Raw genomic sequence first — 20405 nt, forward strand, 5'->3', positions numbered from 1 at the left:
CCTTCGCGCGTCCCGGGCCCGGCGCGGTCAGCCCAGCCGGTCGGGCAGCGGCTCGGCGTGCAGCACCGTCAGCCCGGAGACGGCACGGGTCAGCGCCACGTACAGGCGGCGCAGGCCGGTCCGCTCGTCCGGCTCGCCGGCGACCACCGCGGCCGGCTCGTCCAGCACCACGTAGTCGTACTCCAGACCCTTGGCCAGCGAGGCCGGGACGAGGGTCAGCCGGGCCTCGGCGCTGGTCTCGGCGCCGGGGGAGAGGAACGGCAGGCCGGCCGCCGTCAGTGCCGCGGCGAGCAGCGGGACGCGCGCGTCGGCGGCGATCAGACCGGTCGAGCCCTCGTGCTCCAGGGCCCGGTGGCAGGCCTCGACGACCGCCTTCTCCAGCCCGTCGTCCGGGACGCGGGTGATCGTCAGCGAGCCGGGCGCCGCACGCACGGACGTCGCGGGGGCGAGACCGGGGGCGATCGCGGGCAGCAGCCGGGAGGCGTAGGCGATGACCTCCTCGGGGACGCGGAAGCCCTTGGTCAGCTCCTCGATGTGGGCGGCCGGCTTGCCCAGGTGGTGCAGCGCGTCCGGCCAGCTCGCCGTCGCCCAGGGGGTGGTGCCCTGGGCGAGATCGCCGAGGACGGTCGCCGAGCCCGTGGTGCAGCGGCGGCCGACGGCGCGGTACTGCATCGGGGAGAGGTCCTGGGCCTCGTCCAGCACCACGTGGCCGAGCGAGGGCGTGCGCTGGACCAGGTCGGTGGCCTCGTCCACCAGGACGGCGTCGGCCGGCGTCCAGCGGGCGGTCCGCACCGAGCGGCCGGGCTTGGACCAGAGCACCGTGCGCTGCTCCTCGGGGGTGAGGACGCCCTCCGCGCACCGCGCCAGGAACTCCGGGTCGGAGAGCAGCCGGTGCACCAGCCTGGCCGGATCGACCGGCGGCCAGCACTCCTTGACCGTCGCCTTCACCGCCGCGTTGCGGGCCACCGCGTCCTGCACCCGGTCGTCCGGCGCCTCGCCGCCCTGCTCCATCTTCAGCAGCACGGCGTGCGCGATCCGCTGGGGCAGGGCCTCCCGGGCCGCGCCGTAGCGGATGTCGCGGGCGGTCAGCTCCTCGACGATCTCGGTGAGCTCGTACACCGGCACGCGCCAGCGGCGGGAGCCGCGGACCACCACGCAGGGCTCGGTGGGCGCGGTGATGCCCGAACGCACGGCCCGGCGCAGCACCTCGGCCATCCGGGCGTCGCCCTTCAGCCGGGCCGCCTCGGCGGTGTCCTCGCCGCGCACCTCCACGTGCGCCACCAGCTGCTGCACGGTGGCCTGGGCCACCTCCAGCTCGCCGAGGGCGGGCAGCACCTGCTCGATGTAGGAGAGGAAGGCGTTGTTGGGGCCGATCACCAGGGTGCCCGTGCGGGCGAGCCGCTCGCGGTGCGCGTACAGCAGGTACGCCACGCGGTGCAGGCCGACGGCGGTCTTCCCGGTGCCGGGGGCGCCCTGGACGCAGACCGTGCCGGTGATGTCGGCGCGGACGATCTCGTCCTGCTCGGGCTGGATGGTGGCGACGATGTCGCGCATCGGGCCGACGCGGGGCTTCTCGATCTCGGCGGCGAGCAGCGCGGAGGAGGTGTCCGTCTCGGCCGGGTCGGTGAGGTGCTCGTCCTCGTAGGCGGTCAGCTCGCCGCCGGTGTAGCCGAAGCGGCGACGGCGCTCGACGTCCATCGGCGCGGTGCGGCTGGCCCGGTAGAACGGCTGGGAGACCGGCGCGCGCCAGTCGATCACCATCGGGTCGCCGTCGTGGTCGTGGACGTGGCGGCGGCCGATGTAGAAGTTCTCGCCGCCGGAGCCCTCGGAGAGGTCCTCGCTGATCGCGTGCAGGTAGTCGAGGCGGCCGAAGAACAGCGGGGTGTGCGAGAGGTCGGCCAGGGCGGCGATCCGGGCCTCGATCTGGTTCTGGAGCACGGCGGCGGTGACCCAGGTGCCGGTCACGTCGCTGATGTCCAGGGACTCGACGTCCTCGCGCATCGCGCGCAGCGCGGCCCGGGAGGCGGCCAGGTGGTCGCGTTCGCGCTGGAGGGGGTCGGTGGTGGGGGTGGCGGGCACAGCGAACCTTCCCGGCTGCCCCGGAGACGGGCGCAGCGGATCGTTGGAGCTCACGGTGGATACAGCCGACCGTCCCTCCTTGCCCGGCGACGGGCAGGAGGGGCCCATCCGTGCGGTCGGCGCCTCCCCCGGCTGCCTGCGCGACTCAGCAGGTACCACGGTTCGGGAGGGGGCAGACGAGTGATCCTAGACCCGGCGGCCTCGGGGTTCCACCCCGTTCCCCCTCCGGGGCCCTCAGGGCCTGCGTACACCTGGAGGACGACCTACGTCCTGCCCGGTACGGCCTTTGGGGTGATGTGCTTCGGGCGGGCGGAAACTACCGTGGAACACATGAGCACCGTACACATCACGGCGCCGCGAGTGCCGTCCCAGAAGTCCGCCCCCGCCCGCCCGGCCGGGGCCACCGCCGCGGTCGGCCCCGGACACCGCCGCTCCCCGCTGACCACGGCCGTCCGCAACGTCGGCATCGCGCTCGACACCGCCGCGCGCGTGGTCTTCCTCGGGCGCGACGGCGTCAAGTACTGAGCGCCGCCGGGAGTTACAGCACGTCGCCCGCGTCGATGATGCGGTAGGCGTAGCCCTGCTCCGCCAGGAAGCGCTGGCGGTGGGCGGCGAAGTCCTGGTCGACGGTGTCGCGGGCCACCACCGAGTAGAAGTGCGCCGAGTGCCCGTCCGCCTTGGGGCGCAGGACGCGGCCGAGCCGCTGGGCCTCCTCCTGGCGGGAGCCGAAGGTCCCGGAGACCTGGATGGCGACGGTCGCCTCGGGCAGGTCGATGGAGAAGTTGGCGACCTTGGAGACGACCAGGACGCTGATCTCCTTGGTGCGGAAGGCCTCGAAGAGCTTCTCCCGCTGGGCGTTGCTGGTCTCGCCCTTGATCACCGGGGCGTCCAGCACCTCGCCGAGCTCGTCGAGCTGGTCGATGTACTGGCCGATGATCAGGGTCTGGTCCTTCTCGTGCTTCTTCACCAGCGCCTCCACCACCCGGCGCTTGGTCGCCGTGGTGGCGCAGAACCGGTAGCGCTCCTCGGGCTCGGCGGTCGCGTAGGAGAGCCGCTCGGAGTCGGTGAGGGTGACCCGGACCTCGCAGCAGTCGGCGGGCGCGATGTAGCCCTGCGCCTCGATCTCCTTCCAGGGCGCGTCGAAGCGCTTGGGGCCGATGAGCGAGAAGACGTCGCCCTCGCGCCCGTCCTCGCGGACCAGGGTGGCGGTCAGGCCGAGCCGGCGGCGGGCCTGGAGGTCGGCGGTGAACTTGAAGACCGGCGCGGGCAGCAGGTGGACCTCGTCGTAGACGACCAGGCCCCAGTTGCGGGCGTCGAAGAGTTCGAGGTGGGCGTAGACGCCCTTCCGCTTGGTGGTCATCACCTGGTAGGTGGCGATGGTGACCGGGCGGATCTCCTTGCGCGTCCCGCTGTACTCGCCGATCTCGTCCTCGGTGAGCGAGGTGCGCTTGACCAGTTCGTGCTTCCACTGCCGCGCCGAGACGGTGTTGGTGACCAGGATCAGGGTGGTCGACTTGGCCTCGGCCATCGCCGCCGCGCCGACCAGCGTCTTGCCGGCGCCGCAGGGCAGCACGACCACGCCCGAGCCGCCGTGCCAGAACCCCTCGACGGCCTGGGCCTGGTAGGGGCGCAGCTGCCAGCCGTTCTGGTCCAGCTCGATCGGGTGCGCCTCGCCGTCCACGTACCCGGCGAAGTCCTCGGCGGGCCAGCCGAGTTTGAGTAGGACCTGCTTGATCTGGCCGCGCTCGGAGGGGTGCACGACGACGGTGTCCGGATCGATCCGGGCGCCGACCAGCGGGGCGATCTTCTTGGAGCGCAGCACCTCCTCCAGCACCGGCCGGTCGGTGGTGGAGAGCACCAGCCCGTGGACGGGGTGCTTGGTGAGCTTGAGCCGGCCGTAGCGGGCCATCGTGTCGGCCACGTCCACCAGCAGCGCGTGCGGCACCGGGTAGCGGGAGAAGTTGACCAGGGCGTCGACCACCTGCTCGGCGTCGTGCCCGGCGGCACGGGCGTTCCACAGCCCGAGCGGGGTCACCCGGTAGGTGTGCACGTGCTCGGGCGCGCGCTCCAGCTCGGCGAACGGCGCGATGGCACGACGGCAGTCGGAGGCCCTGGGGTGGTCGATCTCCAGAAGAAGAGTTTTGTCGCTCTGGACGATGAGCGGTCCGTCGTTCACGCGGGGAAGCCCTCCACTGGCTGACAGGTCTGCAGGGACGCAGACCCTCCAGTGTCGCGCATTCCGCCGCGAACCCGGAGGGCTACTTCCACTCGTGCACGGTGACCTTGCCGGTGCCGCTGCCGTCGGTGTCGTACTCGAAGAGTCCGACGGTGTCGTTGAGCTGGGCGAAGGACTCGGACTGGCTCTCGAAGAAGATCGCGCCGCGCCACGCCATGGCGCCGCCGGGGCCGGTGAAGCGGCCGATGCCGCTGCCGTGCCAGCTGTAGCCCTCGCCGCGCTCGCTCATGCCCACGCCCTGGCCCTCGCCGAACAGCGTGCCGTCCGAGCGAAGCTGCGACTCGTAGGTGGCGAACTCCCTGACCCCGACGCCGAGGACGTCGCCGGTCGCCTCGAACGAGACCTCGACCACGGGATGGATGCCGTCCGTGGTGGCCAGCACCCGTCGGCCGGTGTCCCTGGTGGTCTGCGTGACTATCCGGTTGCCGAGCACGATGACTCCCTTCGCGAGCCCCCACCTTCCGGAGTACGCCGGGTGCGACCGGCTCGTCAACCGCGGGCAGTGACCGGTGGACCGGTCGGTCGTTGTGCGGGGCATGAACAAGTCGAAGCGCGCCCTCACCGCCCTCGCCCTCCTCGGTTCGGCCTTCGCCGCGACCGCCTCCTCCGCCGGTTCGGCGCACGCCCTCGCGGGCATCGGCGAGGGCCCGGGCGGGCTGATGGCCGCCCCCGCCTTCCTGCTCGCGGACACCGTCGGCGGCGGCAGCCTGCCGGTCGGCCAGGGGGACATCGCGGCCATGGCCGACAAGGCGATGCAGGAGAAGGCGAAGGAGCAGGCCGCCAAGCAGGGGCACTGACCGCCGGTCGCCGGGCGGTTGCCCCGGGAGGGCGCTACTCCTCCAGCTCGGCCACGCCGGTGATCCGGTGCAGGGCGAACGTGCGGAGTTCGTCCGCGTGGTGGTCGAAGGCGGTGACGAAGCCGCCTTCGACCTTGACCGGGTCGATGATGCGCTGGCTGGCGATCCCCTCGGCGTTCAGGTAGCCGATCCACATCCGCTCGCCGAGCAGGACGGCGGTCTGGAGCGAGGCGAGGGTCTCGGCCGCCGCCGTGCGGGGGAGCCGGCGCGGGTCGGGGGCCGGCTCCCGGCGGACGGCGGTGGCGGCGCGGTCACCGGCCCGGATCGCCTTGATGGCGGCGGCGAGCAGGACGTCGTCGGGCGTCGGGGGACCGTCCGGTACCGGTACGGGCGCCGCGCGCGGCGGGGTGCGGTGGCTGTCCGGGCGGGTGATCAGGACGTCGCCCTCGGCGGACTCGGCCGCGGGCGCGTAGCCCATGGTGCGCAGGGTGGCGAGCAGGACGTCCGGCGCGGCCTGGGAGGCCAGGACCGTCGGGGCGAGCAGGCGCAGCCGCAGGTCGACGGAGCGCCGGTCGGCCAGCACCTCGCCCAGCAGCGCCGGGTCGTCGCAGCGCAGGTACGAGGAGGCGGCGCCGACCCGCAGGATGCCGTGCCGCCGGGCCACGTCGTCGATCAGGTAGCTGAGCGGCTGCGGGACGGGCGTGCGGGAGTGCTGCTCCAGGAAGGCCTGGAGGTCGGCGGCGCTGCGGCCGGCGTCGAGGGCGCGGCGGACCGACTCGGGGGTGAACCGGTAGACGGTCGCGCCGCCCTTGGACTCGATGTCGGCGCAGAGCGCGAGCGCCTGGGCGAGCGGGGTGAGCAGCGGGCCGGGCGCGATCGCGGTGAGGTCCGGCTGGAGGATCACGTGGTCCAGCGGGCGCGGCAGCAACGGGGCGAGCACCTCGGCCGGGTCGGCCTCGGCGGTGAGCAGCGCGCGGCCGGGGGAGGCCAGTGCGCCGCGGCCGGTGATGCCGAGCAGTTCGGCCTCGGCGAGGGTCCAGCCGACGAGGTCGTCCCGGAGGTCGCGCCCCGGACCGGCGGCCGGGTGCGCCCCGGCGCCGCCGTGCGGCCCGTCGGCGGCGGGCCGGGCGGTGACCGGTCCGCCGCGCAGCGGGCGCTGCCACCGCAGGGTGGGCAGCAGTTCGTCGGCGGTGGCGGGGGTGCCGGGCGGCAGCTCGGCGAGCAGGGCGAGGGCGGCCCGGCGCACCGACGGGGCCAGGGTGCGGTCGAGTTCGGGGCCGAGGGCGGCGCGCGGCTTGCCCTTGCCGTCCGGGGTGCCGGTGAGGGCCGGGACGCGGGTGGCGGTGAGCCAGCCGGCGGCCAGGACGGCCCAGCGGTCGGCGGTGTCCTGCTGGAGCCAGCCGTCGTACGCCGGGGTGGGGGACCAGCGCTCGTCGGCCTCGCCATCCGGGGCCAGCAGGCCCGCCGTGTAGGCGAGTTCGAGCCAGAACGCGGTCTGCTGCTCGGTGCTCTCCAGGGTCTGGGCGGTGCGCTTGAGGTCGCGGACGCCGAGGCCGCCGGCGCGCAGGGTCGGCGGCGGGTTGAGGCCCCAGAGGTCGAGCAGCTCCTCGACGGTCCGGACGGCGGTGTACGCCTGCCCGGCGGCGGCGCCGTCCACAGCCTGGGGATCGCGCGCGGCGGCGGCCGGGGCCGGTTCGGGCTGGACCGGCTCGACCAGGCGGTGGGTGCGGCCGCCGCGCAGGTGCAGGGCGAGCTCACGGGGCAGCACCACGCTGCCGGGGCTGCTCGGCAGCAGCAGGCCGCGGGCCAGCAGCCACTCGACCGGGCTCTGCGCGTCCTCGGCGGTGACCGGGCGGGTGGCGTCCGGGACGGTGCCGGTGGGCGGGCCCCAGACCAGGCGGTCCAGCAGGCGTAGGGCCGGCTCGGGGGCGGTGGCGAGCAGCGCGTCGCACCGGGCGCGGTCGGTCAGCAGGGCGGTGAGCGCGGCGACGGCGGTCACCGGGTCGGGCGTCGGCGGCTGCCCGGCGGAGACCAGCAACTGCTGGATCCGGGCCGGGGACATCCCGGCGGTCGCGTCGGCGAGCGTCGGGCCGAGGCCGGTGCGGCCGGGGTTCGCAGCGGTCGGCGCGAGTGCCTCGCGGGCGGCGATGACCAGTCGCAGCCCGTTGTCGGGGCCCCAGAGCAGCGCCCGGTCGCGCAGGGTGGCGAGGGCGCGGGGGAGCGCGGCGGTGACGGCGGCCCGGTCGGCGGTGCTCAGCGGGGTGGCGCCCGGGTGCGGCTTGACCTTGGCGGGGCCGGTCAGCAGGGTCCGGACGGTCGCCGGGGGCGCGCCGTCGGGGGCGGCGGCCAGGGCCTCGGCGACCTGGAGGGTGAAGCGGTCCAGCCGTTCCAGGGCGCGCAGTGCGGAGGCCCGGGAGGAGAGCCGGGCGGCGAGCTGGGTGAGGTCGCCGGGGACGGGGTTGAGCAGGTCGGGGCGGGACCGGAGCAGGGCGGCGAGGTCGTCGTCCGCGCGGCTGCGGAGCTCCTCGGCGAGGGTGCGGGGGCCGGCGGGCGCTTTGCCGGTGCGTTGGGGGCCCTGCTGTGTGGTCATTCGACCTAGGTTAGTCGGGTCGGGTGGTGGTGGGGATCCGTCGTCGGAGGGTGATCCGGCCGTGGTCGCCCGGGAGTGCGAGGCGGTGGACCGGCCGGTGGGCGGACCGGGCTCGCGTGGGCGGGGGCCGGGTGGGTAGCGTCACGAGCAGCGGGGATCCGCGGGGCCCGGCGCGGTCCCGCGCGGTGCCGCGAGGTCTTCGGGGACGGGCTCGGGCGAGGCGGGGTGCTGGGTAATGGCGGACGGCGAGTGGTGGCGCAGGCGCGGGCCGTGGAGCGAGCCGTCCGGCGGCGGTGACGGCGCGCGCGGTGGGACGGGTGACGGCGCGGGCGGTGCCGGTGCGGCCGGTGGTTCCGGCGGCCCGGCGAACGAGGACAGCGTGTACGCCACGGGCGCGCCGGTGGTGCCCCCGCGCCCCTCCGCCCCGCCCGCGCCCCCGCGGTCGGGGCGGCCGGCCGGTCCGGAGGACCAGGGCTCGCCGTGGGTGGCGGAGTCGTTCCGGGACGCCCCGGCCGACCCGGACGCCCTGCCGTCCCCGCAGCTGTACGCGTCCTCCGACGCCGGGGGCTGGGATCTGGTGATGCTCAACTTCTCGGACGGTCCGGGGGCGGCGATCACGCCGATCCCGGAGCAGCGGGCGGAGGACGGGGAGGCGGCCGCGGCGGCCGGGCCGCCCGCCGAGCCCGACCCGGCCGAGGGCAAGGACAACGGCAAGGGCAAGAACAAGGACAAGGGCGCGAGCAGGGCGGGAGCCGGGGGCCGGGCGCGGAGCCGGGGGAGGACGCCGCCGCCCGAGCCCGCCGCCGCGCCCCCGAAGCCGTCGGCGATGGCCGGCCGCCGCCCGTCGCCGCTCCTGCTGCTCGCCTCGGTGACGCTGGTCGGCGGAGCCGTCAGCGGCCAGATCGTGGTGATGCTGGTGGGCTGGGCGCTCGGCTACATGTCCCGTCAACTGAGCGATCTCACCAGGAAGTTCGCCATCCTCGGGATCCCGCTGGCGACGATCAGCGGGACCAGTCTCTGGTACTGGGGCCGGGCCCAGGGGCGCTGGGGCGGGGGGCTCCAGCCCGGGCAGCCGGCCGGCGAGATCGCCTGGTCGGCGGCCCCGGGCGTGATCCGCCTCGCGGCCGTGCTGTCGGCGCTGTTCCTGCTCGGCATGGCGCTGAAGAAGCGGGCCCAGCCGGAGGGTTGAGCCGCCCCCGGCCGGGGGGCGCGCCGGCCCGGCCCGGTCCGCTCCTGGCCGTCCCGGTGCGCTCAGCCGCGCTCGCGCTCCACCCGCAGGGCGCCGAGCAGCCCCGGGAAGGCCTCCTCGAACTCCTCGCGGCGCAGCGCGTTCAGCCGCGAGGTGCCGACGTAGTACTGGCGGATCAGCCCGGCCTCGCGCAGCACGTGGAAGTGGTGGGTGGCGGTGGACTTGCTGACCGGCAGGTCGATCGTCCCGCAGGCGAGGTCCTCGACGGCGGTGTCCAGCTCGGCGACGATCCGGCGCCGGACCGGGTCGACCAGCGCCTCCAGGACCTGCTGAAGACCGATCTCCCGGACGTCCGGGTGCGGCGGGATGCGGTGCTGCTGCCCGCCGCGCTGTGCTGCTGCCATGGTTCGGCCACCTCCGGCGCACATGGTACGGCAGTCGTCAAAGTACGATGGCGGTCGAAGTTTGACAGCTGACGCCCTTTCGGATCTAGTGGGACGCGGCGGCGCGTGCTCCGCACCGCCGTCACCGACCGGAAGGGGGCGATGCGCGATGGCCAGGACAGTGCGGTTCCACGAGCACGGCGGGCCGGAGGTACTGCGGCTGGAGGACGTCGAGGTCGGCTCGCCGGGCCCCGGCGAGCTGCTGATCCGGGTGGACGCGATCGGGATCAACCGGGCCGAGGCGCTGTTCCGCCGCGGCACCTACCTGGAGGCGCCCCGGAGCTTCCCCGCCGGGCTCGGCGCCGAGGCGGCGGGCGTGGTCGAGACCGTCGGGGCCGGGGTGGCCGGGTTCGAGCCGGGGCAGCCGGTCAGCGTGGTGCCCGCGTTCTCGATGAACGACTACCCCGTCTACGCCGAGCGCGCGATCGTCCCCGCGGCGGCCGTGCTGCACCGGCCCGCCGGGCTCGGCGCGGTCGAGGGCGCGGCGGTCTGGATGCCCTATGTGACCGCCTACGGCGCGCTGGTGGAGGTCGGCGGCCTGCGGGCGGGGGACACCGTCGTGCTGACCGCCGCCTCCAGCAGTGTGGGCCTGGCTGCGATCCAGATCGCCCGCCGGGCGGGGGCGGTCCCGATCGCCACCACCCGGACCGGGGCCAAGCGGGAGGCCCTGCTCAAGGCCGGGGCGGCCGAGGTGATCGTCACCGAGGAGGAGGAGATCAGCGCGCGGGTGCTGGCCCTGACCTCGGGCCGGGGCGCCGAACTCGTCTTCGACGCCGTCGCCGGCCCCGGTGTGACGGACCTCGTCCGGGCGACCGCCGCCGGCGGCACCGTGCTGCTCTACGGCTGGCTGAGCGGCGAGCCGACGCCCTACCCGAACCTCGACCTCGGCATGCCCGCGGTGAACATCCGCAGCTACGTGATCCACGAGACGACCCGCGACCCGGAGCGGCTGCGCCGCGCGGAGGCCTTCGTCACCTCCGGCCTGCGCACCGGCTCCCTCGCCCCGGTGGTGGACCGGGTCTTCGGCCTGGACGAGGTCGCCGAGGCCCACCGCTACCTGGAGGCCGGCAACCAGCTCGGCAAGATCGTGGTCTTCGTCGACCACTGAGGCGCCGCGGTGCCGGGCCGGCGGCGCGGATTCGCCGCCGGTGCGGGAGCGGGAAGTCGGCGGGTCCCACGTCCCGCTCCCGGCGCCGACCCGGAGGTCAGTCGTCCTCGGGGAAGAAGAAGTCCTGGGTCTGCCGCCGGTAGGGCGCCGGCACGGCGGCCAGGCGGTGCGCCGGCCAGAGGTCGGAGCGCTCGCTCAGGGTCAGTTCGCCGCCCTGGCGGACCAGCCAGACGTCCTCGTAGTCGAGGTGCAGCGCGGCGTCGCCGGGGACCTGGCCGAGCAGGCCGAGCGTCAGCCGGACGGTGTCGTCCTGCTGGGCGGAGACGTCGGCCGCCTTGTCGAGGCGGAAGGCCACCGAGACGGTCGCGCCGAAGGGGCGGCCGCCGATCAGCGGGTCCCCCCACGGGATCGCCTTGGTCGCCACCACCCGGATCCAGGTGCCGCGGGCGGTGACGGCGCCGTCGGCGACCAGGGTGCCGGCGTCCTCCCCGGCACCGAACAGCGCCTGCGGACGGGCGATTTCGTCGAGCTTCTCTGCGACCTCGGCCGCGGTGAGCGGGGTCACCAGGTCGAGGCTGTAGGCAATAGCCATGCTGGGCGTCTCTCTCGGTTCGTCTAGGGGTAGAAGTGGACCACGTTGCCGGACGAGTCGATGACCTTGATCTCCTTGAGACCCTCGATCGGCCAGTCCTGGAGCTGCTTGCGCATGGCGGCCGCGTCGACACCGCTGTCGGAGAGGTTCAGCACGATGCGGTCGGCCTGGCCCGAGTCCACCTTCTTCTGGATGCCGGTGGAGATGGAGCGCGGGTTCGAGGCGGTCGGCGCGTAGCAGTCGAACACCTCGCCCTCGATGCGGTAGTCGGGGTTCTTGGTCGTCCCGGTGACGTTCGGGTTCTGCTCGACCTTGTAGCCGTTGCGCGCCATGATCTCGGCGGACTCGTTCTCCCGCTCGAACGCCCGGCGGGTCGTCGCGTCGGCGTTCCTCGGGATGTTGGTGGTGTGCCCCTCCGGGGTGGCGGCCGGGTCGGCCCCCTTCGACGGCTGGGTGTGCAGCTCGCCGGACCCGCCGCCGCCACCGCCCTCGCCCTCCATGTGGACCCGGCTGGAGCCCATGGCGTCCTGGGCGATCTCGCCCGCGCCGATGCCGGCCATCCCGAGACCGGTGGCGATGACGCCGGCCGAGAGCACGTTGACCGGTACGCCCACCACCGCGCCGACGCCGGTGAGGTCCAGGCCGACACCGAGGACCTCGCCGCCCGCGCCGACCGTGGCGAGGGCGAGCCCGCCCGCGACCTCCAGCGCGGCGCCCGGGTTCTGCAGCATGGCGTTGCCGACCGAGGCGAGGTCCTCCACGACGACCTGGCCGACGTCCCCCAGGAAGTCGCCCGCGTCGGAGAAGAAGTCACCCACGTCGTCCCAGAAGCCGGGCTCCTCGGGGGCCTTGTCGCGCGCGGTGGCGACGGTCCTCGCCGCGGTGTCGCCGGCCGACTTGAGCTGGCCGCGGGCGTTGGCCAGGGTCTGCCGCGCGCCGTCCCGGGTGCTCTCGCCGGGGTCGGTGAAGGGCAGTTCGTGGCCGGCGTTGCGCTCCGCCTCCTGGTGGTCGCCCTTCGCCCGGCTGCTGGCGCTCTGGCCCGCGTCCCACTGCCGGATCGCCTCGGCCGCCTGCCCCTGCGCCCAGGTCAGGGTCGACTGGTAGGCGGTGAGCGCGGTGGCGGCGTTGTGGAAGCAGTCGCCGGCCTCCAGCCACTTGCCCGGCTCGCCCTCGAAGGCCTTCCGGAAGGCGTCGCCGGCCTTGCCCGACCACCCCTCGACGGTGTCGATCCGCTTGAGGCCCTCGCCGGTCGAGTGCAGGGTGTCCCCGTAGCTCTTGAGCCAGGCACAGGTGGAGGCGATCGCCTCCGGGTCGCCCGGGACGAGCTCCTTCGGGTCGGACGTGCCGCCCAGTTCCTTCGCCATCACTTCGCTCCCGGGTCCTCGCCGCTGTCGCGGCTCAGGGTGCCGTTCAGATGGCCGACGACGTGTCCGTCGACCTCGCGGTAGGCCTTCACGCTCGCGTTCAGCCGGGCCGTGACGGCCTGCGCGTCCTTGGCCAGGTTCTCCACGCCCAGCTGCCAGCGGGTACAGAACTTCTCGACGACGTCGGCCAGGTGGCCGTGCCCGAAGTCCTCCTTCTTCGGGTCGAGGTCGCTGACCTTCTTGAACTGCATCTTCGCCAGGGTGTTGGTGATCCCCGAAGCCGCGTCGTCCAAGGCACCCAGATCGACCTTGAATCCGTCTGCCATGAGCCCTCCCGTCTGTGCCGAGCAGGCGTCCTGCGGGCGCCCGGGAACAGTGACGCGGGGCCGTGCGGTCCGGTTCCGGTGCGGCGCGGTGACCGGTCGGGGCCCCGGTCGCACCGGTCACGCACCGTCAGGCCCCGGCGCGGGGCGCGGTCCAGGCCCCGGACCGGTCCCGGCTCAGGCCCCCAGGAAGCGCTGGAGCTGGGCGAGCACGTAGTTCGCCCCGGTGTACCCGATGCCCTGGAACCAGAGCCGGTCGTCCACCTCGAAGGCCCGGTGGGCGCGTACGGCGCCGAGGCCCTGCCAGGCCGGGGAGGCCAGTACGGCCCTGGTGCCGGCCCGTTCCGGGTCGCCGTAGGTGGCGTACAGCAGCAGGTCGCCGTCGGCCCGGGCGATCTGGTCCGCCGGGATCTCGACGTCGAACTGGTCGACGTTCTGCGCGTCCGGCCGGCCGAGCTGGACGTCCGCCAGCACCGTGCCGGGGAAGTTCTGCCGACCGTACAGTCTGATGCCCGCGCCCTCGACGAACCGCACCAGGCCGACCCGGCGCCCGGCGGCCTTGGCGTTCGAGAGCGCCTGGACGACCTGGGAGACATGCCGCTGGTAGGAGCCGACGAAGGCCTCGGCGGCGTCCTGGCGGCCCAGCGCCTGCGCGTGCAGCTGGACGTTCGCCTTCCACGGGTAGCCGGTGGTCTGGGTCAGCACGGTGGGGGCGATCTCGCGCAGCTGGTCGTAGCGGCCGCCGTCACGGGCCTGGTTGGAGAGGATCAGATCGGGCCGCAGGGCGCGGATCGCGGCGAGGTCCGGGGCACCGGCGTCGCCGACCCGGGTGAGCCCGGCGACCCGCGAGGCGGGCCAGTAGTCGGGGAAGCCGGTGTCCAGCGGCGCCAGGGCCGCGCCGACGGGGGTGATGCCCAGTGTCAGCGCGGAGTCCAGCTCGGCGGTGTCCAGGGTGACCACGCGCATCGGCGCGCCCGGCACCGCGACCGGGCCCGTCGCGGCGCCGACGGTGGCGTCGGGCACCGGGGTCGGGGTCGGGGTGACGCTCGCGGCGGCGGCGGCGCCGTCGGCGGGCGGGGCGGTGTGCCGGGTGCTGCACCCGGCGAGGGCGGCGGCGCCGAGCCCCGCGAGCAGGGTGCGGCGGGTGAGCGGGGGCATCGGCGGTCCTCGGGCGGGCGGACGGGGAACGGGCGCGCCCGCGGTGGCCGCGGGCGCGTCGATTATGTCCGAATTGCCCGCTAGGCGTCGGCCTTCACCGCCCACGGCGCGCCCGGGACCACCAGCGGGGTACCGGTCACCGGGTCCGGCACGACCACCGAGTCCAGGCCGAACACCTCGCGCACCAGCTCCGCCGTCACCACCTCGGCCGGCGGACCCTGGGCGACGATCCGGCCGGCGCGCATCGCCACCAGGTGGTCGGCGTAGCGGGCGGCCTGGTTGAGGTCGTGCAGCACGGCCACCACCGTCCGCCCGCGCTCGACGTTGAGCCGCCGGACCAGGTCCAGCACCTCGACCTGGTGCGCGATGTCCAGGAACGTCGTCGGCTCGTCCAGCAGCAGGATGTCGGTGCCCTGGGCGAGTGCCATCGCGATCCAGGCCCGCTGGCGCTGGCCGCCGGACAGCTCGTCCACGCTGCGCTCGGCCAGTTCGGCGGTGGAGGTGCGCTCCAGCGCCTCGGCGACCGCCCGCTCGTCCTCGGCCGACCACTGCTGCCACCAGCTCTGGTGCGGCTGGCGGCCGCGGGAGACCAGGTCGGCCACCGAGATGCCCTCGGGCGCGGTCGGGGACTGCGGGAGCAGCCCGATCCGCTGGGCGATCCGCTTGGTCGGGACGCGCGCCAGCTCGGCGCCGTCCAGCAGCACCGCGCCCCGCACCGGCTTCAGCAGCCGGCCGAGCGCGCGCAGCAGCGTCGACTTGCCGCAGGCGTTCGGGCCGACGATCACCGTCACCCGGCCGTCCGGGACGGTCAGGTCCAGCCCCTCCACGACCGTGCGCGCCTCGTAGGCGAGGGTCAGGCCCCGGGCTTCGAGACGGTGGGCCGGCGTCGGACGGGCGGACATCAGGAACCTCCACGGCGGGATCGGACGAGCAGCCACATCAGGTACGGCGCGCCGACCAGGCCGGTCACCACGCCGACCGGCAGCTCGGTGGGCGAGAGCAGCCGACGGGCCAGCAGGTCGGCCAGGACGACCACCAGCGCACCGGTCAGGGCCGAGCAGAACAGCGGGATCTGCGCCGAGCGGGCCAGCCGCAGCGCGATCTGCGGGGCCATCAGCGCGACGAAGTCCACCGGCCCGGCCGCGCCCGCCGCACAGGAGGCCAGCACGACGCCGAGCAGCCCCATGCCGAGCCGGATCCGGTCCAGCCGCAGGCCGAGCCCGACGGCGGTGGCGTCGTCGAAGGAGATCGAACGCTGCGCCCGCGCCGCCCAGAGCGCCACCGGTACGGCGGCCAGCAGCACCCAGGCGAGCCAGCCGGCCTGGTCGTACCCGGAGCCGTTCAGGCTGCCGGTCATCCAGACCTTCGCGGCCTGCGCCTGGAAGCCGTCGCCCTTGGTCAGGAAGACCGAGGTGAGCGAGGAGAGCGCGACGCTGATGCCGATGCCGATCAGCACGAACCGCTGGGCGTGCAGACCGCGCCGCCAGGCCAGCGCGTACACCAGCACCCCGGCCACCAGGCCGCCGGCGACCGCCGCCCACGGCACCTGGCCGGCGGAGCCGACCACGCCGTACGCCATCAGCCCGACCACGGTGGCGGTGGCGCCCCAGGAGACGCCGACCACGTCGGGGCTGGCCAGCGGGTTGCGGGCGACGGTCTGCACCAGCGCGCCGGCCAGGCCGAGCGCGGTGCCGACCAGGAGCCCGACCACCACCCGGGGCAGCCGGAACTCGCCGACCACCAGCTCGTGCGGGCTGGGCCGCCCCAGCACCACCTTCACCACCTCGGCCGGGGAGACGGTGGACTCCCCCAGGCAGAGCGAGGCGACGACGGTGGCGGCCAGCGCCAGCAGCAGGCCGAGCACCGCGACGGCGGAGCGGCGGTGCAGCAGGAAGGAGGCGCGCCCGGCGCGCAGCACGGTGTAGCCCCGCAGCGGGACGACGGAGGCGCTCACGCGGCCACCACCTTGCGGCGCCGGACCAGCGCGACCAGCACCGGCACCCCGACCAGGGCGGTCATCACCCCGGCGGGCACCTCGGACGGCGGGAAGAGCACCCGGCCGAAGGCGTCGGCGAGGAGCAGCAGCGCCGGGCCGAGCACGGCGGAGAAGGTGAGCACCCAGCGGTGGTCCGCCCCGGCCACCGCCCGGGCGGCGTGCGGCACGGCGAGTCCGACGAAGGCGATCGGACCGGCGGCGGCGACCGCCGAGCCGGTCAGCACGGTGGCCCCGAGCGCGCCGACCGCCCGCACCAGGCCGGTCCTGGCACCGAGCCCCTTGGCGGTGTCGTCGCCGAGCGCCAGCGCGTCCAGCCCCCGCGCCACCGCGAACACCAGGACGGTGCCGACGAGCAGGAAGGGCAGCAGCTGCCAGGCCACGTCGGCGGTGCGTCCGGAGAGCGACCCGACGTGCCAGAACCGGAACTGGTCCATCGCGGCGGCGTCGGTGGTGAGCACCATGGTGTTGAGCGAGGCGATGAACGCCGACATCGCCGAGCCGGCCAGCGCCAGCTTGATCGGGGTCGCCCCGCCCCGGCCCCGGCCGGCCAGGCCGTACACCAGCACGGTGGCGATCACCGCCCCGGCGAAGCCGAACCAGACGTACCCGGTGAGGGTGGAGACGCCGAACGCGGAGATCGCCAGCACCACGCCGGCCGCCGCGCCCTGGCTGACGCCGAGGATGCCCGGGTCGGCGATCGGGTTGCGGGTGATGCCCTGCATGACGGCGCCGGCGAGGCCGAGCGCCGCGCCCACCGCGAGACCGACCACCGTGCGCGGCACCCGCAGCTCGCGGACCACCACGGCGTTGGTGGTGTCCCCGCCGTGCCACAGGGCGTCGAGGGTCTCCCCGAGCGGGATGGTGCGGCTGCCGACGGCCAGGCTGAGCAGGACGGCGGCGGCCAGCAGGGCCAGTGCGGCGGCGAGCCACAGTATTCGGCGGCGCGGCAGCGGGCGCGTGCCGGGCGCGGGTGCGGACCGGGGTGCGGCCGTCGGCGCGGTGGTGTCGGTCATGGCTCTCTCTCGCAGATAGCTCAGGCAAACCTAAGTTCCACGGAGAAGCCGGGGCAAATCGCTCCGGCCCCCGGCCGGGAGCCGGACCGGGACGGAGCCGGCCGTTCCGGCGGCGGGGTTGGATAGCCTGGCGGCATGCCTGCGACCCCGGACGTCCCGCTCACCGTCGGCTTCGACCTCGACATGACCCTGCTGGACACCCGGCCCGGGATCCGGGCCACCTATCTGGCGCTCGCGGCGGAGACCGGCGCGCACATCGACGCCGACCTCGTGGTCACCCGGCTCGGCCCGCCGCTGCTGGACGAACTGCGCAACTGGTTCCCGGCCGAGCGGGTGCAGGCGGTCGCCGACCGCTACCGCGTGCTGTACCGGGACCTCGCCTTCGCCCCGACCGTCGCCCTGCCCGGCGCGCACGCCGCGATCGACGCGGTGCGCGCCCACGGCGGCCGGGTCGTGGTGATCACCGGCAAGTACGAGCCGAACGCCCGGCTGCACCTGGAGCACGCCGGGCTGCACGCGGACGCGCTGGTGGGGGACCTCTGGGCGGAGACCAAGGGTGTCGCGCTGCGCGAGCACGGCGCCTCGGTGTACGTCGGCGACCACCTCGGCGACATCCGGGGGGCCAGGCACGCGGACGCCGTGGCGGTCGGCGTGGCGACCGGGCCGTACGGCGCCGAGGACCTGCTGGCGGCGGGCGCGGACGTGGTGCTGGCCGACCTCACCGGCTTCCCCGAGTGGCTGGCCGGCCACCTGGCCGCGCGGCCGGTCGGCTAGGGCGCGGGCCGGTCAGGCCCCGGCGTGCACCCGGCGGCGCTGGGCGCGGGCGGAGAGCAGCAGGCCGGTCAGGGCGAGCAGGAAGCCCAGCGGCATCAGCATGCTCAGCCAGTACGCGGCCGTCGGCAGCGGCGTCAGGTGCAGGAACAGCGGGACGAAGGTGACCAGGGTGGCGAGCGCGCCGAACCCGAAGACGATCGCTCCGGCCTTGACGTAGGCGTCGCCGCGGTCGGCGCTCTGGCTGCTCACTGGGTGCTCCTCTGCGGTCGGTCGGCCGTCCCAGTCTGGCAGAGGACGCCGCCCGCGCCGGCGGCGGACCGTTTCGGGGGCGACCCGTCCGGTCACGTTGCGCAGTTTCCCGGAAGCTGGGAGTTTTGATCCCTGCTGGGCAGGGGTATGCACGCTGTGCCGAGGGGTGCGACAGGTGCGCCCCGTCTCCTCAGACCGGGGGTGTGAGCCAGTGGAAAGCGCGAAGCCGCGTCCCGGCCGTGCCGGTACCTGGTCGCCGGTGGCCACCAGAGCCCGGTACGGATCCTCCGCGGATCGCGGATGAGGCAGTGACTGACCGTTAGTCTGCTCTCCACAGCGTGCTGACCATGAGCGCCCCACGGGCGCGGAGCCGAGGTCGGCCCGCCCTCCACCACCCAGTGATCCCCGGCCAGGGCCGGGATCCCTCACACCCACATCGAGGACTGTTCGAGATGCCCACCGGCCAGGTGAAGTGGTTCAACGAGACGAAGGGCTTCGGCTTCCTTTCGCGCGACGACGGCGGCGACGTCTTCGTCCACACCAAGGCGCTGCCCGCCGGTGTCACCGTGCTGAAGCCCGGCCAGCGGGTGGAGTTCGGCGTGGTCGCGGGCCATCGCGGCGACCAGGCGATGGCCGTGCAGCTGCTGGACGCGCTGCCGTCGGTCGCCGCCGCCACGCGCAAGAGCGCGGACGACATGGCGGCGCTGGTGCAGGACCTGATCACCATGATGGACGCGGTGCTGCCCGGGCTCCAGCACGGCCGCTACCCGGCCAAGCCGACCGGCCAGAAGCTGGCCGGGGTGCTGCGCGCGGTGGCCGACCAGTTCGACGTGTAGGCCGGTCCGGCCGTCCTCAGGCGTCCAGCGCACCCGGGTCGAGCGGGGGTACCAGCCCCTCGGCGGCGGCCCGGGTGAGCAGCGCCCGCACCGCGGCGTAGCCGTCCTCGCCGAGGTCGGCGGTGAACTCGTTGACGTACAGGCCGATGTGCTGGTCGGCGACGGCCGGGTCCATCTCCTGGGCGTGCGCGAGCACGTACTCCCGGCTGGCCGACGGGTCGGCCCAGGCCTGGCGGACGGAGGCGCGGATCGCCTCGGTGACCGCGCGCAGCCGTTCGGCGCCGAGCGAGCGCCTGGCGATGATCGCGCCGAGCGGGATCGGCAGGCCGGTCTCGCGCTCCCAGGCCTCGCCCATGTCGGCCAGGCTGCGCAGGCCGTACTGCCGGTAGGTGAAGCGGGCCTCGTGGATCACCAGGCCGGCGTCCACCCGGCCGTCCCGGACAGCGGGCATGATCTCGTGGAACGGCAGGACGACGATCTTCCCCAGGCCGCCGGGCACCGCCTTGGCCGCCCAGAGCCGGAACAGCAGGTAGGCGGTGGACCGCTCGGAGGGGACGGCGACCGTCCGGCCGCTCAGGTCGTCGCCGGTCTCCGGGCGGGTGAGCACCAGCGGGCCGCAGCCGCGGCCGAGCGCGCCGCCGCAGGGCAGCAGCGCGTACTCGTCCAGCACCCAGGGCAGCGCGGCGTAGCTGACCTTCAGGAGGTCCAGTTCGCCGCGCTCGGCCAGGCCGTTGGTGACGTCGATGTCCGCGAAGGTGACCTCGGGGGCGTCCGCGCCGGGCACCAGGCCGTGCGTCCAGGCGTGGAACACGAAGGTGTCGTTCGGGCAGGGCGAGTGGGCGATGGTCAGCCGTTCAGCCACGGCGGGCCTCCTCGGACGTGGTCAGGAGCTCCGGGTAGGGGAGCGCGGTGAAGGCCCGCTCCAGCGCGGCGAGGGCCTCGCCGATCCGCCAGGCGGCCCGGTCGCGGGGGCCCACCGGGTTGGAGACGGTGCGCAGCTCGAAGACCGGCACCCCGTGCCGGGCGGCGGCCTCGGCCACCCCGAAGCCCTCCATCGCCTCGGCCACGGCGTCGGGGTGGCGGGCGGTCAGGGCGGCGGCGCGGGCGGCGCTGCCGGTCACCGTCGAGACGGTGAGCACGGTGCCGGTGACCACCGGGGAGTCGCCGGCGGCGGCGCCCAGCGCCTCGGCGGCGCGGGCCACGGCGGCCCGGGCGGGGGTGTGCCGGACCGTCCCGAAGCCCAGTTCGGTGACGTCGGCGAAGCCCTCCGGGGTCTCCGCGCCCAGGTCGGCGGCGACGATCGCCTCGGCGAGCACGGTCGCGCCGACCGGCGCGGCCGGGGCGAACCCGCCGCCGATGCCGGCCGAGAGCACCAGGTCGTACCGGCCGACGGCGAGCGCGGCGGACGCGGCCGAGGCGGCGGCGGCCGGGCCGACCCCGCCCGCCAGCACGTCCACCGTGACCCCCGAGGGGTGCTCGGCGCGGTGCAGCCCGCCGCCGGGCACCGGCACCGGGGCGGCCTCCGCGCCGTCCTCGCGGCGGCCCAGGCCCCGCAGCACGGCGGCGGCCTCGGCCGGCACCGCGACGACGACGAGCAGTCGGCCCCGCCGGGGGGCCGACTGCTCGTGGTCGTGGAGTCGCGCGGTCATCGGACGGCC

General features: G+C 75.1%; 21 protein-coding genes. 6 read left to right on the forward strand and 15 right to left on the reverse strand.

Annotated features, from left to right (window positions below; translation table 11 throughout):
* Positions 1–27 precede the first annotated feature (27 nt).
* The gene (locus tag ABZ495_RS11775) at positions 28–2079 is read right to left on the reverse strand and encodes an ATP-binding domain-containing protein (RefSeq protein ID WP_359835521.1); all 2052 of its coding nucleotides are present in this window, start codon (positions 2077–2079) and stop codon (positions 28–30) included.
* 330 nt (positions 2080–2409) lie between these two features.
* Here ABZ495_RS11775 and ABZ495_RS11780 point away from each other — a divergent pair, with 330 nt between their 5' ends.
* Positions 2410–2604, forward strand: a complete 195-nt coding sequence (locus tag ABZ495_RS11780; RefSeq protein ID WP_329489156.1) for a hypothetical protein — start codon at positions 2410–2412, stop codon at positions 2602–2604.
* A gap of 13 nt (positions 2605–2617) precedes the next feature.
* Here ABZ495_RS11780 and ABZ495_RS11785 read toward each other — a convergent pair whose 3' ends face one another.
* Both ABZ495_RS11785 and ABZ495_RS11790 read right to left on the reverse strand, forming a co-directional pair.
* On the reverse strand, positions 2618–4255 hold the full coding sequence (locus tag ABZ495_RS11785) for a DNA repair helicase XPB (protein ID WP_359835523.1): 1638 nt from the start codon (positions 4253–4255) through the stop codon (positions 2618–2620).
* A gap of 82 nt (positions 4256–4337) precedes the next feature.
* The gene (locus ABZ495_RS11790; RefSeq protein WP_329489158.1) at positions 4338–4748 is read right to left on the reverse strand and encodes a hypothetical protein; all 411 of its coding nucleotides are present in this window, start codon (positions 4746–4748) and stop codon (positions 4338–4340) included.
* A 103-nt stretch (positions 4749–4851) separates the two neighbouring features.
* On the opposite strand from ABZ495_RS11790, the gene ABZ495_RS11795 reads away from it, so the two are divergent.
* Positions 4852–5112: a hypothetical protein gene (locus tag ABZ495_RS11795; RefSeq protein WP_329489159.1), complete on the forward strand. Its 261-nt coding sequence runs from the start codon at positions 4852–4854 to the stop codon at positions 5110–5112.
* A gap of 34 nt (positions 5113–5146) precedes the next feature.
* Here the strand turns inward: ABZ495_RS11795 and ABZ495_RS11800 are convergent, their stop codons facing one another.
* Positions 5147–7702, reverse strand: coding sequence for a helicase C-terminal domain-containing protein (locus tag ABZ495_RS11800; protein ID WP_359803818.1), 2556 nt, complete (start codon positions 7700–7702; stop codon positions 5147–5149).
* Positions 7703–7937: 235 nt separating this feature from the next.
* On the opposite strand from ABZ495_RS11800, the gene ABZ495_RS11805 reads away from it, so the two are divergent.
* Positions 7938–8891, forward strand: coding sequence for a hypothetical protein (locus tag ABZ495_RS11805; protein ID WP_359835525.1), 954 nt, complete (start codon positions 7938–7940; stop codon positions 8889–8891).
* A gap of 62 nt (positions 8892–8953) precedes the next feature.
* Here the strand turns inward: ABZ495_RS11805 and ABZ495_RS11810 are convergent, their stop codons facing one another.
* A complete protein-coding gene (locus ABZ495_RS11810) occupies positions 8954–9295 on the reverse strand; it encodes a helix-turn-helix transcriptional regulator (protein WP_329489162.1) in 342 nt (113 codons plus the stop codon).
* 148 nt (positions 9296–9443) lie between these two features.
* Here ABZ495_RS11810 and ABZ495_RS11815 point away from each other — a divergent pair, with 148 nt between their 5' ends.
* On the forward strand, positions 9444–10442 hold the full coding sequence (locus ABZ495_RS11815; RefSeq protein WP_359835527.1) for a zinc-dependent alcohol dehydrogenase family protein: 999 nt from the start codon (positions 9444–9446) through the stop codon (positions 10440–10442).
* Between the two features lie 97 nt (positions 10443–10539).
* Here the strand turns inward: ABZ495_RS11815 and ABZ495_RS11820 are convergent, their stop codons facing one another.
* From ABZ495_RS11820 to ABZ495_RS11850, 7 genes are all read right to left on the reverse strand, one after another.
* Positions 10540–11034: a SitI3 family protein gene (locus tag ABZ495_RS11820; protein WP_359835529.1), complete on the reverse strand. Its 495-nt coding sequence runs from the start codon at positions 11032–11034 to the stop codon at positions 10540–10542.
* Between the two features lie 23 nt (positions 11035–11057).
* The gene (locus ABZ495_RS11825) at positions 11058–12398 is read right to left on the reverse strand and encodes a putative T7SS-secreted protein (protein ID WP_359835531.1); all 1341 of its coding nucleotides are present in this window, start codon (positions 12396–12398) and stop codon (positions 11058–11060) included.
* Positions 12398–12724 (reverse strand): hypothetical protein, encoded by a 327-nt coding sequence (locus tag ABZ495_RS11830; protein WP_329489166.1) that lies wholly within the window; start codon positions 12722–12724, stop codon positions 12398–12400. Before ABZ495_RS11830 ends, ABZ495_RS11825 begins: the two co-directional genes overlap by 1 nt.
* Before the next feature lie 174 nt (positions 12725–12898).
* Positions 12899–13879, reverse strand: a complete 981-nt coding sequence (locus tag ABZ495_RS11835) for an iron-siderophore ABC transporter substrate-binding protein (RefSeq protein WP_359835533.1) — start codon at positions 13877–13879, stop codon at positions 12899–12901.
* A gap of 80 nt (positions 13880–13959) precedes the next feature.
* Complete coding sequence (locus ABZ495_RS11840) at positions 13960–14781, reverse strand: ABC transporter ATP-binding protein (protein WP_329489168.1); 822 nt, start codon at positions 14779–14781, stop codon at positions 13960–13962.
* Positions 14781–15833: an iron ABC transporter permease gene (locus tag ABZ495_RS11845; RefSeq protein ID WP_329489169.1), complete on the reverse strand. Its 1053-nt coding sequence runs from the start codon at positions 15831–15833 to the stop codon at positions 14781–14783. The genes ABZ495_RS11840 and ABZ495_RS11845 overlap by 1 nt, the downstream gene beginning before the upstream one ends.
* Positions 15830–16888 carry an iron ABC transporter permease gene (locus ABZ495_RS11850; protein WP_359835535.1) on the reverse strand — a complete coding sequence of 353 codons (1059 nt, stop codon included), beginning with the start codon at positions 16886–16888 and terminating at the stop codon, positions 15830–15832. Before ABZ495_RS11850 ends, ABZ495_RS11845 begins: the two co-directional genes overlap by 4 nt.
* 135 nt (positions 16889–17023) lie before the next feature.
* On the opposite strand from ABZ495_RS11850, the gene ABZ495_RS11855 reads away from it, so the two are divergent.
* Positions 17024–17662 (forward strand): HAD family hydrolase, encoded by a 639-nt coding sequence (locus tag ABZ495_RS11855; protein ID WP_359835537.1) that lies wholly within the window; start codon positions 17024–17026, stop codon positions 17660–17662.
* A 12-nt stretch (positions 17663–17674) separates the two neighbouring features.
* Here ABZ495_RS11855 and ABZ495_RS11860 read toward each other — a convergent pair whose 3' ends face one another.
* A complete protein-coding gene (locus ABZ495_RS11860) occupies positions 17675–17911 on the reverse strand; it encodes a hypothetical protein (RefSeq protein ID WP_329489172.1) in 237 nt (78 codons plus the stop codon).
* 452 nt (positions 17912–18363) lie between these two features.
* On the opposite strand from ABZ495_RS11860, the gene ABZ495_RS11865 reads away from it, so the two are divergent.
* Positions 18364–18747 (forward strand): cold-shock protein, encoded by a 384-nt coding sequence (locus ABZ495_RS11865; RefSeq protein ID WP_329489173.1) that lies wholly within the window; start codon positions 18364–18366, stop codon positions 18745–18747.
* A gap of 16 nt (positions 18748–18763) precedes the next feature.
* Here ABZ495_RS11865 and ABZ495_RS11870 read toward each other — a convergent pair whose 3' ends face one another.
* On the reverse strand, positions 18764–19609 hold the full coding sequence (locus tag ABZ495_RS11870) for a 1,4-dihydroxy-6-naphthoate synthase (RefSeq protein WP_329489174.1): 846 nt from the start codon (positions 19607–19609) through the stop codon (positions 18764–18766).
* Complete coding sequence (locus ABZ495_RS11875; protein WP_359835539.1) at positions 19602–20396, reverse strand: futalosine hydrolase; 795 nt, start codon at positions 20394–20396, stop codon at positions 19602–19604. The genes ABZ495_RS11870 and ABZ495_RS11875 overlap by 8 nt, the downstream gene beginning before the upstream one ends.
* Positions 20397–20405 lie beyond the last annotated feature (9 nt).

It is taken from the genome of Kitasatospora sp. NPDC005748, assembly GCF_040630735.1.
In the GTDB taxonomy this organism is placed as follows: Bacteria; Actinomycetota; Actinomycetes; order Streptomycetales; family Streptomycetaceae; genus Kitasatospora.

Excerpts from the sequence above, each read along its gene's own strand:
- ABZ495_RS11795 (WP_329489159.1), top strand. The coding sequence starts at position 4,852 with ATGAACAAGTCGAAGCGCGCCCTCACCGCCCTCGCCCTCCTCGGTTCG.
- ABZ495_RS11855 (WP_359835537.1), top strand. The coding sequence starts at position 17,024 with ATGCCTGCGACCCCGGACGTCCCGCTCACCGTCGGCTTCGACCTCGAC.
- ABZ495_RS11865 (WP_329489173.1), top strand. The coding sequence starts at position 18,364 with ATGCCCACCGGCCAGGTGAAGTGGTTCAACGAGACGAAGGGCTTCGGC.
- ABZ495_RS11830 (WP_329489166.1), bottom strand. The coding sequence starts at position 12,724 with ATGGCAGACGGATTCAAGGTCGATCTGGGTGCCTTGGACGACGCGGCT.
- ABZ495_RS11835 (WP_359835533.1), bottom strand. The coding sequence starts at position 13,879 with ATGCCCCCGCTCACCCGCCGCACCCTGCTCGCGGGGCTCGGCGCCGCC.
- ABZ495_RS11820 (WP_359835529.1), bottom strand. The coding sequence starts at position 11,034 with ATGGCTATTGCCTACAGCCTCGACCTGGTGACCCCGCTCACCGCGGCC.
- ABZ495_RS11780 (WP_329489156.1), top strand. The coding sequence starts at position 2,410 with ATGAGCACCGTACACATCACGGCGCCGCGAGTGCCGTCCCAGAAGTCC.
- ABZ495_RS11800 (WP_359803818.1), bottom strand. The coding sequence starts at position 7,702 with ATGACCACACAGCAGGGCCCCCAACGCACCGGCAAAGCGCCCGCCGGC.
- ABZ495_RS11815 (WP_359835527.1), top strand. The coding sequence starts at position 9,444 with ATGGCCAGGACAGTGCGGTTCCACGAGCACGGCGGGCCGGAGGTACTG.
- ABZ495_RS11810 (WP_329489162.1), bottom strand. The coding sequence starts at position 9,295 with ATGGCAGCAGCACAGCGCGGCGGGCAGCAGCACCGCATCCCGCCGCAC.
- ABZ495_RS11805 (WP_359835525.1), top strand. The coding sequence starts at position 7,938 with ATGGCGGACGGCGAGTGGTGGCGCAGGCGCGGGCCGTGGAGCGAGCCG.
- ABZ495_RS11875 (WP_359835539.1), bottom strand. The coding sequence starts at position 20,396 with ATGACCGCGCGACTCCACGACCACGAGCAGTCGGCCCCCCGGCGGGGC.
- ABZ495_RS11850 (WP_359835535.1), bottom strand. The coding sequence starts at position 16,888 with ATGACCGACACCACCGCGCCGACGGCCGCACCCCGGTCCGCACCCGCG.
- ABZ495_RS11825 (WP_359835531.1), bottom strand. The coding sequence starts at position 12,398 with ATGGCGAAGGAACTGGGCGGCACGTCCGACCCGAAGGAGCTCGTCCCG.
- ABZ495_RS11840 (WP_329489168.1), bottom strand. The coding sequence starts at position 14,781 with ATGTCCGCCCGTCCGACGCCGGCCCACCGTCTCGAAGCCCGGGGCCTG.